Source organism: Paracoccus sp. FO-3 (assembly GCF_006386455.1).
GTDB classification, from domain to species: Bacteria; Pseudomonadota; Alphaproteobacteria; order Rhodobacterales; family Rhodobacteraceae; genus Paracoccus; species Paracoccus versutus.
This window is the reverse complement of record NZ_VCBQ01000004.1, coordinates 80,081-96,409: the sequence shown is the minus strand read 5'-3', so window position 1 is coordinate 96,409 and position 16,329 is coordinate 80,081. Positions and strand designations below refer to the sequence as shown.

General features: G+C 71.5%; 14 protein-coding genes. 9 read left to right on the top strand and 5 right to left on the bottom strand.

Features of this window, described 5'->3' with window-relative positions:
- The 9 genes from FE811_RS02035 to FE811_RS01995 form a co-directional block, all read left to right on the top strand.
- On the top strand, positions 1-1,130 hold a 1,130-nt coding region (locus tag FE811_RS02035; RefSeq protein ID WP_140846488.1), incomplete at its 5' end, for an RsmB/NOP family class I SAM-dependent RNA methyltransferase.
- Positions 1,131-1,160: 30 nt separating this feature from the next.
- The gene (locus tag FE811_RS02030) at positions 1,161-2,810 is read left to right on the top strand and encodes a heparinase II/III family protein (protein WP_072461356.1); all 1,650 of its coding nucleotides are present in this window, start codon (positions 1,161-1,163) and stop codon (positions 2,808-2,810) included.
- A 40-nt stretch (positions 2,811-2,850) separates the two neighbouring features.
- Entirely contained in the window at positions 2,851-4,440 is a 1,590-nt protein-coding gene (purH, locus tag FE811_RS02025; RefSeq protein ID WP_116223137.1) for a bifunctional phosphoribosylaminoimidazolecarboxamide formyltransferase/IMP cyclohydrolase, read from the top strand.
- The gene (lspA, locus tag FE811_RS02020; RefSeq protein ID WP_072461359.1) at positions 4,440-5,132 is read left to right on the top strand and encodes a signal peptidase II; all 693 of its coding nucleotides are present in this window, start codon (positions 4,440-4,442) and stop codon (positions 5,130-5,132) included. The genes purH and lspA overlap by 1 nt, the downstream gene beginning before the upstream one ends.
- Before the next feature lie 31 nt (positions 5,133-5,163).
- The gene (locus tag FE811_RS02015) at positions 5,164-5,736 is read left to right on the top strand and encodes a DUF3035 domain-containing protein (protein ID WP_036751466.1); all 573 of its coding nucleotides are present in this window, start codon (positions 5,164-5,166) and stop codon (positions 5,734-5,736) included.
- Positions 5,737-5,831: 95 nt separating this feature from the next.
- Entirely contained in the window at positions 5,832-7,214 is a 1,383-nt protein-coding gene (locus tag FE811_RS02010) for a pitrilysin family protein (protein WP_116223138.1), read from the top strand.
- A complete protein-coding gene (locus FE811_RS02005; protein WP_116223139.1) occupies positions 7,211-8,524 on the top strand; it encodes a pitrilysin family protein in 1,314 nt (437 codons plus the stop codon). Before FE811_RS02010 ends, FE811_RS02005 begins: the two co-directional genes overlap by 4 nt.
- 43 nt (positions 8,525-8,567) lie before the next feature.
- The gene (gene mutL, locus FE811_RS02000; RefSeq protein ID WP_116223140.1) at positions 8,568-10,385 is read left to right on the top strand and encodes a DNA mismatch repair endonuclease MutL; all 1,818 of its coding nucleotides are present in this window, start codon (positions 8,568-8,570) and stop codon (positions 10,383-10,385) included.
- A 234-nt stretch (positions 10,386-10,619) separates the two neighbouring features.
- Positions 10,620-10,991 carry a DUF3775 domain-containing protein gene (locus FE811_RS01995; protein ID WP_116223141.1) on the top strand — a complete coding sequence of 124 codons (372 nt, stop codon included), beginning with the start codon at positions 10,620-10,622 and terminating at the stop codon, positions 10,989-10,991.
- A gap of 200 nt (positions 10,992-11,191) precedes the next feature.
- Here FE811_RS01995 and FE811_RS01990 read toward each other — a convergent pair whose 3' ends face one another.
- From FE811_RS01990 to FE811_RS01970, 5 genes are all read right to left on the bottom strand, one after another.
- Positions 11,192-12,379, bottom strand: coding sequence for a PQQ-dependent sugar dehydrogenase (locus FE811_RS01990; RefSeq protein ID WP_116223142.1), 1,188 nt, complete (start codon positions 12,377-12,379; stop codon positions 11,192-11,194).
- Between the two features lie 67 nt (positions 12,380-12,446).
- A complete protein-coding gene (locus FE811_RS01985) occupies positions 12,447-13,502 on the bottom strand; it encodes a saccharopine dehydrogenase (protein ID WP_116223294.1) in 1,056 nt (351 codons plus the stop codon).
- 23 nt (positions 13,503-13,525) lie between these two features.
- Entirely contained in the window at positions 13,526-14,377 is an 852-nt protein-coding gene (locus FE811_RS01980) for a C40 family peptidase (protein ID WP_116223143.1), read from the bottom strand.
- Complete coding sequence (locus FE811_RS01975; RefSeq protein WP_114536262.1) at positions 14,374-15,771, bottom strand: M17 family metallopeptidase; 1,398 nt, start codon at positions 15,769-15,771, stop codon at positions 14,374-14,376. Before FE811_RS01975 ends, FE811_RS01980 begins: the two co-directional genes overlap by 4 nt.
- A gap of 72 nt (positions 15,772-15,843) precedes the next feature.
- The gene (locus tag FE811_RS01970; RefSeq protein ID WP_166435617.1) at positions 15,844-16,221 is read right to left on the bottom strand and encodes a hypothetical protein; all 378 of its coding nucleotides are present in this window, start codon (positions 16,219-16,221) and stop codon (positions 15,844-15,846) included.
- Positions 16,222-16,329 lie beyond the last annotated feature (108 nt).

Here is a 16,329-nt window from a genome sequence, read left to right as displayed (position 1 = left end):
CCCGCCGCCTCGCGCTCGAGGTGCTGCGCCGCGCCGACCGCGCCGACCTGCTGCTGGCGCCGCTGCTGGCCCGCCGCCCGCGCCCCGAGATCATGCGCATCCTGCGGCTGGCCACCGTCGAGATGCTGGCCCTGGACGAGGCGCCGCATGGCGCGGTCAATGCCGCCGTGGCGCTGGCACGGTCCTCGGGGCCAAAGGGACAGGCGGCGGCCGGCATGGTGAACGCGGTGCTGCGCAAGATCGCCGGCGCCGCCCCGGCCTGGGCCGGGCTTTCGCCGCAGAAGATGCCGCCCTGGCTGCGCGCGCCCATCGTCGCCGCCTGGGGCGAGGATACCGCCCGCGCCATCGAGGCCGCGCATGAGGCCGGCGCGGCCCTGGACCTGACCCCCAAGGGCGCGGATTGCCCCGGCGAGGCGCTGCCCACCGGCTCGCACCGGCTGCCTGCCGCCGCGCAGATCTCGGCCCTGCCCGGCTATGCCGAGGGCGACTGGTGGGTGCAGGACGCGGCCGCCGCGCTGGCGGTGCGGGTGCTCGACCCCCAGCCGGGCGAGGCGATCGCCGATCTTTGCGCCGCGCCGGGCGGCAAGACGCTGCAGCTCGCCGCCGCCGGGGCCGAGGTGACGGCGGTGGACATTTCCGAGCCGCGCCTGGCCCGCGTGGCCGAGAACCTGGCGCGCTGCCGGCTTTCCGCCCGGCTGGTCGCGGCGGATGCGCTGGACTGGCGGCCGGACGCGGCCCTGGACGCGGTGCTGCTGGATGCGCCCTGCTCGGCCACCGGCACCATCCGCCGCCATCCCGAACTGCCGCGCATCCGCGACGGCGAGGGGCTGGCCGAACTGACCGGCTTGCAGGCGCGGCTGATCGACCATGCGCTGGAGCTGCTCAAGCCCGGCGGACGGCTGGTCTATGCCACCTGCTCGCTCCTGCCCGCCGAGGGCGAGGCGCAGCTGGCCGCCGCCCTGGCCCGCCATCCCGGCCTGGCGGTCGAGCCGCCCCGCGCCCCCGGCATCGAGCCGGGCTGGATCACGCCCCAGGGCGGCTTGCGGCTGCGCCCGGACCTGTGGCCGGAACGCGGCGGCATGGACGGGTTCTTCATCGCGCGCTTGCGGAAATCCGCCGAGCGGACCTAAGGTTGCGCCGTCCTAGTGAATGCGTTGCCCATGACCGATAGCACCGTCGCGCCCAGGGGATTCCTGCGCCGCCCCGAACCCAAGGCCATCGGCCATCCCGGCCGCGGCGAACAGATCGCCGCGGGCACCCTGCATCTGGGCGGCATCACGCTGTCGGGCGATTTCTTCGCCGCCGACCTGCCCGCCAGCGTCGCGGCCGAACTGGCCGGCTTCGGCTGGCTCGACGATCTTGCCGCCGTGGGCACGCCCCGCGCCCGCGCCATCGCCCAGGACCATGTGCTGCGCTGGCTGCGCCGGCATCGCCAGCCGCAGCCCGAGGCACCGGAATGGGCGCCGCAGGTCGCCGGGCGGCGGGTGCTGCGCTGGATCTTCCATGCCGGGATGATCCTGCCGGGGCTGGACCGCGACGGGGCCGAGCCCTATTTCCGCGCCCTCGACCAGCACCTGCTCCACCTGCGGGACAAATGGTTCGACAGCACCGACGGGCTGTGCCGGATCGAGGCGCTGGCGGGGCTCGCCATCGGCGCCATGTCGCTGCGCGACCGCCAGGCCCTGGCGCAGCCGGCGCTGATCGCCCTGGCCGAAGAGGCGGACGCCATGGGCGTCGCCACCCTGTCCGAGGCGCGCGCGCCCGAATCGCTGCTGGAGGCGATGGCGCTTCTGGTCTGGGCGCAGGAGGTCGCCGAAGAGGTGGGGCTGGAATGCCCGCCCGAGCTGCGCGCCATCATCGCCGAGATCGCGCCGATCCTGCGGGCGCTGCGCCATGCCGACGGCGCGCTGCCCAGCTTTCACGGCGGCGGGCGCGGCGCGGCCGGACGGCTCGACCGCTGCCTGCGCGCGGCCGAAGGCCCGGCCCTGCCGGTCAGCGGGCTCGCCATGGGCTTTGCCCGCATGGCGCGGGCCCGCACCACGCTGATCCTGGATGCCGCGCCGCCGCCCGGCGGTCCGGCGGCGATCCGCGCCCATGCCTCGACCCTGGCTTTCGAGTTGACCGTGGCGCGCCAGCCGCTGATCGTGAATTGCGGCCCCGGCGACGGCTTCGGCCCGCTGTGGGCCAGGGCCAGCCGCGCCACGCCCTGCCATTCGGCGCTGTGCCTGGCCGGCCTGTCCTCGTCGCGGCTGAACCCGAACCGGCAAGAGGGCGAGCCCGACATCCTGACCGAGCGTCCCGACCTTGTCTGGGCCGGCGATTGCGACGCGCTGGGCAACCTGACCGCCCCGGATTGCGGCCCGGCGCATTCGCCGGAACCCGCGCATCTGCTGGCCGGCCATGACGGCTGGCTGGCCAGCCACGGGCTGACGCATCTGCGCGAGCTTTGGCTCGATCCCGACGGCATGGGCCTGCGCGGCGAGGATTCGCTGGCGGCGCTGGACGCCAGCGCCCAGGCCCGGCTGGACCAGGTCCGCCCCGAGGAAGGTCTGGCCTTCGACATCCGCTTCCACCTGCATCCCGAAGTCCAGGCCCGCCAGCAGGGGCAGGAAATCCACCTGACCCTGCCGGGCGGCGAGGAATGGCTGTTCAGCCATGACGGCGTGGGCCAGCTGCGGCTGGAGGCGTCCTGCCTGCTCGACCGCGCCATGGCCGAGCCGCGCCCCTCGCGGCAGATGGTGATTTCCGCGCATCTGCTGGGCCGGGCGATCCAGATCGGCTGGACCTTGGCGCGTTCCGGGGGTAGGTGACGGGCCAAATCCGCCATCCACCGCACGGGGCCTCCGACCGATGACCGACCGCATTCCGCTGAAGCGCGCGCTGATTTCCGTTTCCGACAAGACCGGGCTGGTCGATTTCGCGCGGGCGCTTTCGGCGCGGGGCGTCGAGATCCTGTCCACCGGCGGCACCGCCAAGGCGCTGCGCGAGGCGGGGCTGAGCGTGGTGGACGTGGCCGAAGTGACCGGCTTTCCCGAGATGATGGACGGCCGCGTCAAGACGCTGCACCCGGTGGTCCACGGCGGCCTGCTGGCGCTGCGCGACAACGAGGAACACATGGCCGCCGCCCGGTCGCACCGGATCGGCATGATCGACCTGCTGGTCGTCAACCTCTATCCGTTCGAGGCGACGGTGGCCAAGGGCGCCGCCCATGACGATTGCATCGAGAACATCGACATCGGCGGCCCGGCGATGATCCGCGCCGCCGCCAAGAACCACGCCTTCGTGACGGTGGTGGTCGATGTCGAGGACTATGCCGCCGTGCTGGCCGAGCTTGACGCCAACGACGACCGCACCAGCCTGGCCTTTCGCCAGCGGCAGGCGCAGATCGCCTATGCCAGGACGGCCGCCTATGACGCCGCGGTCTCGACCTGGATGGCCGGGGCCATCGGCGAGGAAACCCCGCGCCGGCGCAGCTTTTCGGGCCAGCTGGCGCAGACCCTGCGCTATGGCGAGAACCCGCACCAGTCCGCCGCCTTCTACAAGGACGGCTCGGACCGTCCGGGCGTCGCCACCGCGCGGCAATGGCAGGGCAAGGAACTCAGCTACAACAACATCAACGACACCGACGCCGCCTTCGAGCTGGTGGCCGAGTTCGACCCGGCCCAGGGCCCGGCGGTGGCGATCATCAAGCACGCCAACCCCTGCGGCGTGGCCCGCGGCGACAGCGCCGTCGATGCCTACCGGCGCGCCTTCGACTGCGACCGCACCTCGGCCTTCGGCGGCATCATCGCGCTGAACACCACGCTCGACGGCGAAACCGCGCAGGCGATCACCGAGATCTTTACCGAGGTGGTCATCGCCCCCGACGCCACCGACGAGGCGAAAGAGATCTTCGCCGCCAAGAAGAACCTGCGGCTCTTGACCACCGGCGGGCTGCCCGACCCCGCGGCGCCTGGGCTGGCCTTCCGCCAGGTCGCCGGCGGCTTCCTGGTGCAGGGCCGCGACAACGGCCGCATCCTGCGCGCCGACCTGAAGGTGGTGACGAAGCGCCAGCCGACCGACCAGGAACTGGCCGACCTGCTGTTCGCCTGGACCGTGGCCAAGCATGTGAAATCGAACGCCATCGTCTATGCCCGCGACCTGGCCACCGTCGGCATCGGCGCCGGCCAGATGAGCCGCGTCGATTCGACCCGCATCGGCAAGCGCAAGTCCGAGGACATGGCCGAGGCGCTGGGCCTGGCGCAGGCGCTGACCATCGGCTCCTCGGTCGCCTCGGACGCCTTCTTCCCCTTCGCCGACGGGGTCGAGGCACTGGCGGCGGCGGGCGCGCGGGCGGTGATCCAGCCCGGCGGCTCGATGCGCGACGCCGAGGTGATCGAGGCCGCCGACCGGCTGGGCCTGGCCATGGTCTTTACCGGCCAGCGGCATTTCCGTCACTGATGGCCGAGACCGCGACCCCCAAGCCGCGGAAAAGCCCGGCGGCCCGCAAGCGGCGCGGCAAGAAGCCGCCGCCGCGCGTCGGGCGCAACGTGGCGCTGGTGGCGGGGCTGGTCTTTGTGCTGGACCAGGCGCTGAAATACCTGGTCGTGCATGTGCTGCGGCTGGACCAGCTGCGCGAGATCGACGTGATCGACCCCTGGCTGAACCTGCGCATGGCCTGGAACCAGGGCATGAACTTCGGCCTGTTCGCCAGCGATGTCGAGGTGATGCGCTGGGTGCTGATCGCCATCGCGCTGGCCGTCTGCCTGTGGGTCGGGATCTGGGTCGGGCGGGCCAAGCCGTCGCGCTTTGCGCAAGCCTCGGCCGGGCTGCTGATCGGCGGGGCGCTGGGCAATGTCGTGGACCGGCTGACCTATGGCGCGGTCGCGGATTTCCTGAACATGTCGCTGCCGGGCTGGCGCAACCCCTACAGCTTCAACGTGGCCGACATCGCCATCTTCCTGGGCGCGATGGGGCTGGTGCTGCTGCCGCCCGAGCGCAAACCCGAGCCGAAGAAGCGCCGCGCCCCGGCCAAGCCGCGGGCACCCAAGCCCCGCCCCGCGAACGGCGAACGGCCCTTGGCCGGCGACGAGGCGCAGGCGGAACTGGCGCTGGACGACAAGACCCGTGACGAGGCCGGGAATACACGCTAAGAACGGGCCGGACGAACAAGAGGGACGCAAGATGCGGGCGATCGCGCTGACCATGACCACGCTGCTGCTGGCCGCTTGCAGCAGCGATCCGCGTCTGATGAACACCAACGCCGGCCGCACCAGCCCGGACGAATTCTCGATCCTGCCGACCAAGCCCTTGCAGATGCCGGCCGACCTGAACGTGCTGCCGCCGCCGACGCCGGGGGGTGGCAACATCACCGATCCGACGCCCCATGCCGATGCCGTGGCGGCGCTGGGCGGCAATCCGGGCCAGCTTGCCGCGCAGGGCGTCGGCGTCGCGGATGCCGCGCTGATCGCCCATGCCTCGCGCCTGGGCCGCGACCCGGCGATCCGCCAGACCACCGCGCAAGAGGATCTGGCCTGGCGCAGCCGCCATTCCCGCCGCGCGCTCGAGGTGCTGGCGCGGACCAATGTCTATTACCGCGCCTATGAATCGATGACGCTGGACAGCTGGTCGGAACTGGAACGCTGGCGCCCGACCGGCGTGCAGCTGCCCGCCGCGCCGCCCCGCGGCATGAGCAACGGCGACGTCGCCGCCCGGCCCAGCGTGGTGGACCGGGTGCCGATCCTGCGCGAGGACTGATCGCGCCCCGATCACGCCGAGATGAGGGGCGGCAGGCTTGCGCGCGACCCCGCGCAAGGGCAGGTTCGTGGCGCGACCCCGAACCGGAGCCTGCCATGACCATCCTGACCCGACTTGCGCCCCTTGCGCTGCTGCTGGCCGCATCCCCCGCGCTGGCCGAAATGCCTAAGGGAATCAGCCATTTCACCCTGGAAAACGGCCTGGAAGCCGTGGTGATCGAGGATCACCGCGCCCCGGTCGTGGTGCAGATGCTGTGGTATCGCATCGGCTCGGCCGACGAGCAGCCCGGCAAGTCCGGCATCGCGCATTACCTGGAACACCTGATGTTCAAGGGCACCGACAAGCTGGGACCGGGGGATCTCAGCAAGACCGTGACCGCCAATGGCGGCATGGACAACGCCTTCACCAGCTACGACTTCACCACCTATTTCCAGCGCATCGCCAGCGACCGCCTGCCGCTGATCATGGAGATGGAGGCCGACCGCATGGCCAATCTCAAGATCGGCGAGGACGACTGGCAGGCCGAGCGCCAGGTGGTGCTGGAGGAACGCTCGCAGCGCACCGACAGCGACCCCGGCGCGCAATTCTCGGAAGAGCGCAGCGCGGTGCAGTTCTACAACCACCCCTATGGCCGCCCGGTGATCGGCTGGCGGCAGGAGATGGAGGGGCTGACGCGCGAGGATGCCATCGCCTGGTATGATGCGCATTACGCCCCGAACGCCGCGGTGCTGGTCATCGCCGGCGACGTGACCCCCGAAGAGGTGCGCGAACTGGCCGAGAAATATTACGGCCCCGTCCCGCCCAAGCCCGACGCCGCCCGCCAGCCGCGCCCGCAAGAGCCGATCCAGCGCTCGCCCCGGCGGATGGAGCGGGTCGACCCCCGCGTCGCCCAGCCGGTGATGATCCGCACCGTGATCGCGCCCGAACGCAACCGGGGCGAGCAGCAGCAGGCGGCCGCGCTGACCGTGCTGGCCAACCTGCTGGCGGGTTCCAGCCAGACCTCGGTCCTGGCCCGCGACCTGGTACTGACCGGCAAGGCGCTTTACGTGAATGCCTCCTACGACGGGTTCGCGGTCGATCCGACCACCTTCGGCATCTCGATGGTGCCGGCGCCGGGGGTTGAGAATGCCGAGGCCGAGGCGGCGCTGGACGCGGCGCTGGCGAAATTCCTGGCCGAGGGCCCCGACCCCGCGCAGCTGGAACGGGTCAAGACCCGGATCCGCGCCGCCCGCATCTATTCCCAGGATTCGGCGCATGGCCGGGCCTATGACTATGGCCAGGGCCTGGCCACCGGCCTGACCATCGAGGACGTGAACGACTGGCCCGACCTCCTGGCCGCCGTCACCACCGAGGACATCCGCGCCGCCGCCAGGCTGGTGCTGGAAAGCAAGGCCAGCGTCACCGGCTGGCTGCTGCCGCCGCCCGAGGAGCCGAAACCCGTCGCTGCCGAAGCCGCCAATCCGGGAGAAGCCGAATGATCCGCGCCCTTGCCACCCTTGTCTTCGTCGCCCTGGCCAGCCTGCCTGCGCGCGCCATCGAGATCCAGGAGATCACCTCGCCCGGCGGCATCAAGGCCTGGCTGGTCGAGGATCACTCGATCCCCTTCACCGCGCTGTCGCTGATGTTTCGGGGCGGCGCCAGCCTGGACGCGCCGGGCAAGCGCGGCCAGATGAGCCTGATGACCGCCCTGCTGGAGGAGGGCGCGGGCGAGATGGACTCGGTGCAATATGCCGAGGCGGTCGAGGGGCTGGGCGCGCAGAACCGCTTCGATGTCGGCGACGATGCGCTGACCGTCAACGCCCGCATGCTGACCGAGAACCGCGACAAGGCGGCCGAATTGCTGCGCCAGGCGCTGGCCGAGCCGCGCTTCGACCCCGATGCGGTCGAGCGGGTGCGGGCGCAGTTGCAGGCGGTCATCCGGTCCGAGGCGACCAGCCCGAACGCCATCGCCAGCAAGGAACTGGCGCGGCTGGCCTGGGGCGAGCATCCCTATGCCACCTCGATCAACGGCACGCGCGAATCCGTCGCCGCGCTGACCCGCGACGACCTGGTCGCGGCCAAGGACCGCATCCTGGCCCGCGACCGCGTGGTGGTGGCCGCGGCCGGCGACATCACCGCCGAGGAACTGGGCAAGCTGATCGACGCCGTGCTGGGCGGGCTGCCCGAACAGGGCTCGGCCCCGCTGCCGGACAGGGCCCGGCTGCAACTGACCGGCGGGGTGACGGTGATCGACTGGGACAGCCCGCAGACCGTGGTCAGCTTTGCCCAGCCCGGCCTGCCCATGTCCGACCCGGATTACTTTGCCGCCTTCGTCGCCGATCACATCCTGGGCGGCGGCGGCTTTTCCTCGCGCCTGATGGACGAGATCCGCGAAAAGCGCGGGCTGACCTATGGCGTCAGCACCGGCCTTGCCAACGGCGTCTATGGCGAGACCTGGCAGGGCGGCATGGCCAGCGCGAACGGCAAGGTGGCCGAGGCGGTCGGCCTGATCCGCCAGGAATGGGACCGTTTCGCCAAGGGCGGCGTCACGGAAAAGGAACTGGCCGATGCCAAGACCTACCTGACCGGCGAATATGCGCTGCGCTTCGACGGCAACGGCAAGATCGCCGGCATCCTGGCCGGGATGCAGCTGATCGGCCTGCCGGCGGATTACGTCAACACCCGCAACGGCAAGATCGAGGCGGTGACGGCCGCGGACGTGCAGCGCGTGGCGCAGCGCCTGCTGCATTCCGACCAGATCCGCTTCGTGCTGGTCGGCCGGCCGGAAGGCATCGACGCGACCAACTGACGAATCCTTTCCCGCCGCGCCGGGAAATGCTAGATCTGGGGGCATGAACACCCATGCCCCCAAGATGCGTCCCGTCATCCGGCAATTGGACGAGGCCGCGGCCAACCGCATCGCCGCCGGCGAGGTGGTCGAGCGCCCGGCCTCGGCCGTCAAGGAACTGGTCGAGAACGCGCTCGATGCCGGCGCGACGCGGGTGGACGTGGCCATCGCCAAGGGCGGCAAGGTGCTGATCCGCGTCAGCGACGACGGCTGCGGCATGACGGCCGAGGATCTGCCGCTGGCGCTGGCCCGGCACGCGACCAGCAAGATCGACGGCAGCGACCTTCTGGACATCCGCAGCTTCGGCTTTCGCGGCGAGGCGCTGCCCAGCCTCGGCGCCGTGGGCCGGCTGTCGATCACCAGCCGCGCCGTCGGCCATGACGGCGCACAGATCGCCGTCACCGGCGGGCGCATCGGTCCGGTCAAGCCGGCGGCGGGCAATCGCGGCACGGTGGTCGAGCTGCGCGACCTGTTCTTTGCCACGCCGGCGCGGCTGAAATTCCTGCGCACGGACCGGGCCGAGACCCAGGCCGTGGCCGAGGCGATCCGCCGCCTGGCCATGGCCGAGCCCTATGTCGGCTTCACGCTGACCGACGAGGAAGAGGGCCGGGTGCTGTTTCGCGCCGATGCCGAGCAGGGCGAGCTGTTCGGCGCCCTGCAGACCCGGCTGGCCCGCGTCATGGGCCGCGACTTCATCGACAATGCGCTTGCCATCGACGCGACGCGGGACGGCATCACCCTGACCGGCTTTGCCGCCCTGCCGACCTATTCGCGCGGCGCGGCGGTGGCGCAGCATCTTTACGTCAACGGCCGCCCGGTGCGCGACAAGCTGCTGACCGGGGCGCTGCGGGCGGGCTATATGGACGTGCTGGCCTCGGGCCGGTATCCGGCGGCGGTGCTGTTTCTGACCTGCGATCCGCACCAGGTCGACGTGAACGTGCATCCCGCCAAGGCCGAGGTCCGCTTTCGCGAACCGGGCATCGCCCGCGGGCTGGTGGTCAGCGCGCTGCGCCATGTGCTGGCGGGGGCGGGGCATCGCGCCTCGTCCACCGTAGCCGCGGCGGCGCTGGGGGTGGCGCGGCCCGAGTCGGAGCAGCCGCGCCGCTATCAGGCCAGCTACGCGCCCGCCCGCCCCTCGGGCCCGGCCATCGCCGCCAGCCTGGCCTTTCAGGCACCGGGCTTTGCCGAGGCGCCGACCGCGCGGGTCGAGCCCGAACCCGAAGCCCAGCCCGAGCCTGCGGCCGAGGCGCCGCTGGGCGCCGCCCGCGCGCAGCTGCACGAGAACTGGATCGTCGCCCAGACCGCCGACGGCATCGTCATCGTCGACCAGCATGCCGCGCATGAACGCCTGGTCTATGAGCGGCTGAAGGCGCAGCTTGATGCCAGCGGCATCGCCAGCCAGGCCCTGCTGATCCCCGAGATCGTCGAGCTGTCCGAAGCCGACGCCCAAAGCATCCTTGCCATCGCCGATGAGCTGGCCGCGCTGGGACTGGTGATCGAGCCCTTCGGCGGCGGCGCCATCGCGGTGCGCGAGGTGCCGGCGCTGATCCAGCGCCTGGACGCCCGGCGGCTGATCCGCGACATCCTGGACGACCTGGCCGACCAGGGCACGTCCGAACGGCTGCGGGCGTGGGTCGATGCGGTGCTGTCCTCGATGGCCTGCCACGGCTCGGTCCGCTCGGGCCGGCGCATGTCGGCGGACGAGATGAACGCGCTTTTGCGCGAGATGGAGCGGGTGCCGAAATCCGGCCAGTGCAACCACGGCCGCCCGACCTGGATCGAGCTGAAGCTGTCGGACATCGAGCGGCTTTTCGGCCGCTGAGCGATCCCGCCCGGCCGCGACCCGATGACGCAGGCGCGGCCGATGCCCGGCACCTTGGCCCGCCCCCCTGCCCCCCGCTTGCAGCCGCGCCGGGCTTTTGCCCGCGCCTGCCGTCCCGCGCGGACCGCTCGGGGGGCCATGGCCGGCGCGCGGTCCATCATCGCGCCCGCTTCGATCCCGATTGACCCCGGCGCCGGTCGGGGCGACAAATGGACAGATCCCGGAGGTGCCGCCATGCTGGAAATCAGTCCCGAAAAGATCGCCCATGTCATCATCCGCGCCCGCGAATACGAAAGCGGCGTGAACCCCTGGGCGCATAGCGGGCATCGCAAGGGCCATGGCACCCAGACCGAACTGGCCGAGTTCATCGCCAGCCTGAACGAGGACGAGCAGGCCAGCCTAGTCGCGGTGATGTGGATCGGCCGCGACACCTTCGGCCCAGAGGATCTGGACGAGGCGATCGAGACCGCCAAGACCGAGCGCAGCACCCCCACCCAGGATTACCTGATGGGCGAGCCGCAGCTGGCCGATTACCTGGAAGCGGGGATGGAGGCGCTTGGCGTCTCGCCCGAGGATGCCGAGGACGCGTTGCAGCGCCCGGTCTAGGGTCCAGATCGTCGACAATCCTGTTCGGAAGTCGAGAGCCTGCGGAGGCAAGTGCAGGTTCCCGGTTCTCAGCCGATTGTGGCTGCCGTCTTGGTGGCGATCCCAGGCTTTTGGTCCAGCGTCGTGATCGGGACCGGCAATCGGCACCTTGCCCTACAGTGCGGCGACCGGGCCTTCTCCCGCGAAGGCGCACCCGGCCCTCAGCCGCGCGCCAGCCGGATCAGCTCGCCCCCATCGGTCAGGATCAGCAGCGCCCCGTCCGGCGCCAGTTCGATGTCGCGCACGCGGCCGATGCCCTCCAGCAGGCGCTGCTCTCCGCTCACGCGGTCGCCCTCGATGCGCAGCCGCACCACCGCCCCGGCCTGCAGGCCGCCGATCAGCGCATCGCCTTCCAGTTCCGGGAACATGGCGCCGCGATAGAACACCATCCCGCTGGGCGCGATCACCGGATCCCAGTAATAGACCGGCTGCTCCATCCCCTCGCGCTGGGTGATGCCCTGGCCGATGGGGCCGCCGCTGTAGTCCTGGCCATAGGTGATGACCGGCCAGCCATAGTTGCGCCCGGCCTGCGGCAGGTTGAGTTCGTCGCCGCCCTGCGGGCCGTGCTCGACCGTCCAGAGCCGGCCCTGCGCGTCCAGCGCCGCCGCCTGGATGTTGCGATGGCCCCAGGACCAGATCTCGGGCCGGGCCTGCCCCTCGGTGAAGGGATTGCCGGGCGCGGCGGCGCCGGTGGCGGGGTCGATGCGCAGCACCTTGCCCAGATGCGTGCCCAGATCCTGCGCCAGCTGCCGCGGCTCGGGGCGCGAGCGCTCGCCGGTGGTGACGAACAGCTGCCCCTGCCGGTCGAAGACCAGGCGCGAGCCGAAATGCAGGGTCGAGGCCCAGGCCGGCTCCTGCCGGAAGATCACCCGCATCTCTTCCAGCGCGGTGCCGTCGGCCGACAGCCGCCCGGTGCCGACCGCGGTGGCGTTGCGGCCATTGCCGCGCGGCTCGGAAAAGCTGAACCAGACCTGCCGCGTGCTGGCGAAATCCGGCGCCACCGCCACGTCCAGAAGCCCGCCCTGGCCGCGGGCATCGACCTCGGGCATGCCCTGGATGGGCTGGGACAGCTGGCCGTCGCGGTAAAGCCGCAGCGTGCCGGTGCGTTCGGTGATCAGCAAGCCGCCATCGGGCAAAAGCGCCATGCCCCAGGGATCGCTGAGCCCCCGGATCAGCGGAACCCGGCTGATCGGGATCTGCTCGCGGATCTCGGGGGCGCGGGTCTGGCCGGGAAAGGCCGGGCTCTGCCCGCTGGCGTTCGGGGGACGGTCGTTCAACTCGGCCAGCGCCGGTGGGGCGGCAAGGCACAGGACAAGGCTGGCGGCAATGGCAGCGGGTCGCGTCATCATGGTCGCATCCGTCTGACTGGGGTTCGCGGCCCAACGTCCCGGCCGCCGCTTGCGTTCCCGGCCGAGGTCAAGGCGCGGCCAGATGGTCCCGGAACAGCGCCCCCGCCCTGCCCCAGGCCCCCTCGTCGATGCGGTCCAGGCGCTTCAGCACCGGCAGCAGCTGCGCGGCATAATCCAGCGCGCTTTCGCGCGGCAAGAGCGAGGGCAGGTTGTCGATCGCCATCACGTCCAACGGCGGGCGCTCGGCCAGGCGGATCGCCGGCCGGTCCCAGTCGGTCGCGCGGTCATAGACCTTGACCGGGTTGAAATCGCTGGAGGGATCGCAGGCAACATCGCCGATCACCGTCAGCGCCCGGCCGGGCCCGACCGCCTCGGGCGGCACCAGAACCGGGGTCTGCGGCCCGGCCAGGATGCAGTTCACGAACAGCTCATGCGCCAGGATCTCGGGGAAGGGGCCGCCGCCGGCCGTCTCGGCCATGTCCCATTTCGTGACCCGCACCCCCATGCGGGCCAGCAGGTCCGACGCGCCGCTGCCCACCCGCCCCAGCGCGCCGACGACGATGGCATGCGGCCGCGGCGCGCCGGTCGCGTCCAGCTCGGCCCGCAGCTCGTCCTGCATCGTGTCTTGCGAGGGCCAGGCGGCGACCGGCCCGCAGAGGCTGCCGCGCCGCTGCGCCGCCCAGGCCTTCAGCGAGACCGCGGCCCCGGCAAAACCGGCCCAATAGCCGAAGGCCGCCAGCCGCCGGCCGCTCTCGTCGGTCAGGTATTCCAGGTCATACAGCACGCCGCCGCCGTCGCGAAACCGGCGCAGCAGCGCCAGCCCGGCCGGCTGGCCCTTGTAGGCATGGCCGAACATGATGTGGCGATGCGCCAGGGGCGTGCCATCCTCGGGCAGTTCCTTGAGGCCAAAGACGATGGCCTCGGCCGGGGCGCCGGGCCAGGAAGCCGCGGGCGCGATTTCGGCCCCGGCCGCGGCGTAACCGGCGATGGGCAGGATGCGATGCGGGCTTTCCTCGATCGTGACGCGGAAGCCCTGCGCAATCAACTCGCCCACGCCGGCGGGGGTGATGCCGACCCGCTGTTCATTGGCGCGGCTTTCCGCGCGGACCCAGAGATGAACCATGCGCGCCTCCTTTGCGGCCAAGGCTAGGGGAACGGCGCCTGCACGGCAAGCGAGGGCCGCCTTGCGCCGCGGAACGGTCCCTGCCCGGCCGCGTCGATGCGCGCGATGGCCTGGGCGATGGGCTCGACGATTACCGCCATGGCGAAGGCGGTGGCATGGATCATCCGCTCGCCGTCCAGCGCCAGGGCGACATGGCCGGGCCAGAACAGCAGGTCGTTGCGGCGGATCGGGCCGTCGGCCGGGGGAAAGGCCGCCTCTTGCAGGTCGCTGTCGCCGGGACAGGGCACGGCGCAGGCCGCCAGCGCAGCCTGCGCCAGGCCCGAGCAGTCGATGCCGCAGCGGCTGTTGCCGCCCCACAGATAGGGCGTGCCCAGGAAACGCTCGGCCACCGCGGCAGGATCGCGCTCGGCCCGGTCCGCGATATGCTGCGCCGGCACCCAGCCGCCCTGCGCCAGCCGGGCGAAACCGTCCCGCATGGCGATGACCGACAGCCGTGCGCCCAGCGACAGCCGCATGGATTCGGGGGTCTTCATGTCCGGCTCGGCATAGACATGGGTGGCCGGGGCAGTGACGCGATGGGTGACGGCCGGCATCTGCCGGCTCAGCCCCTCGGCCCGGACCCAGCCGCAATAGCCGTCCGCCGCCGCCTGCACGAAGGCCCAGCCCCCGGCCTGCTCCAGCTGCACCAGGTCGGCGCCGAAGTTCAGCTGGCGGTCGCGGACGCCGCCGGGCGCGCGGCACAGATCGGCCAGCGGCGCGGCCAGCCGCATCGGCTGGCCGGGCGTATAGGCCGGACGCTCCAGGATGCCGCGCAGGGATTCCAGCGCCACCCGCTCGGTCGCCGGGATCAGCCGGCGGTCGGCGGGCGCGGTCATCGCAGGATTTCCGGCAGGGCGTGCAGGATGGCGCGCATGGCCTGGCCCGCGCCGCCCTTGGGCCGGCCGGGCGCGGCACTGGGCTGCCAGCCATAGATGTCGAAATGCGCATAGGCCCGCGCCTGGCCGGCAAAGCGGCGCAGGAACAGCGCCGCGGTGATCGCCCCGGCAAACCCGCCCGAGGGCGCATTGTCCAGATCGGCGATGGCCGGCTCGATCATCGCCTCATAGGGTTCCCAGAAGGGCAGGCGCCAGACCGGGTCGCCATGGGCCCGGCCGGCGCCCTGGATCGCGGCCGCCAGCGCGTCGTCGTCGCAGAAGAAGGGCGGCAGTTCGGGGCCAAGCGCGACGCGGGCGGCGCCGGTCAGCGTCGCCATCGACACCAGCAGCTCCGGCGCCTCCTCCGCCGCCAGGGCCAGCGCATCGGCCAGCACCAGCCGGCCCTCGGCATCGGTGTTGTTGACCTCGACCGTCAGGCCCTTGCGGCTGGTCAGGATGTCGCCGGGGCGGAAGGCATTGGCGGAAATGGCGTTTTCCACCGCCGGGATCAGGATGCGCAGCCGCATGTCGCGATGCAGGCCCAGTCGGGCCAGGGTCTCGGCCAGGCCCAGCACATTGGCCGCGCCCCCCATGTCCTTCTTCATCAGCGCCATTGAGGCGGCCGGCTTGATGTCCAGCCCGCCGGTGTCGAAACAGACCCCCTTGCCGACCAGCGTCAGCCGCGGCCCTTCGCCCGGAAAGCGGATGTCGATCAGCCGGGGCGCTTGTGCCCCGGCCCGGCCGACGGCGTGGATCATCGGGAAGTTGCGGGCGATGAGGTCGTCGCCGCAGACCACCTCGATCCCGGCGCCATGCCGCCCGGCCAGGTCGCGCGCGGCCTGCTCCAGCTCGCCCGGACCCATGTCCGAGGCGGGGGTGTTGATCAGGTCGCGCGCCAGGTATTCGCCCGCGGCCATGGCGATCAGCCGGTCGCGGTCCAGCCCCTCGGGGCAGACAAGCCGGGCGCCCGGCGCCTCGACCCGCTTGTAGCGGTCAAAGCGATACTGCGCGAAAAGCCAGCCCAGGGCGCCCAGGGCCAGATCGAACCCCTGCGGCCGATTCGCCAGGCGCCAGTTGCCGGCCGGCAGCGCCTCGGCCGCCCGTGCCAGCGCAAAGCGGTCCCGTGCCGGGCGATCCGTGGGCTGGGGACCGAGGCCGAACAGTGCGCCGCCAAGCCCGCCATCCGGCAGGGGAAGCAGGCAGACCTGCCCCGCCTTGGCCGCAAAGCCCTGCGCCCGGGCCCAATTCGCAGCCAGGGGGTCGATGTCGGAGGGCAGGTCGGGCCCTGCCTCGCCCGGCCGGACCAGCCAAAGCGGAAGCGAAGGGGCATCGGAATCGGCAAACTGGGGTATCATCGGCATGGTCGTGACCTTCTGTCCTTTGCGGCACCCTAGCGCCCAGGCCAAGGGCTGCAAGGGCGCGTTCGTTCAAGAGATTTCCGGCGGATCCCACAGCTCGGTCAGCGACCGGTTGCCGATCCGTTCAAGCCTGCAGGTCGTGGCGGCCAGCGCCGGTTCGTCCTGGCGTTCCGCGCAAGCGCCGACATCGATGGCGACCCCCGCCAGAGTGACGAGCCCGACCTGCCAGGCCAGCCGCGAAAGCTGGTCGGCATTGGCAACGACGGCCCCCAGGTCGCCCCGCCGCGAAGCGGCCACCGTGCGGCCCAGCGCCAGCGCAAGCTGTTCCAGTGCCGCGCCGATGATCTGGCCAGCCGCGGGCTCGCCCAGTTCACGAACGATCTGTTCAAGCCTTTGCACGTCGATCCGAACCGTCTCGTCCATGCTGAGAACTGCAATCTTCGTCATTCCCGCTCCCATATGGGCTTCCTGTCGCGCTGAGGCGCAAGCTGGCATCAATCCATCAAGAAAAGGTTATGAGGCGCGCGCTAAACCACTCGAACTTTATCGGTCCAG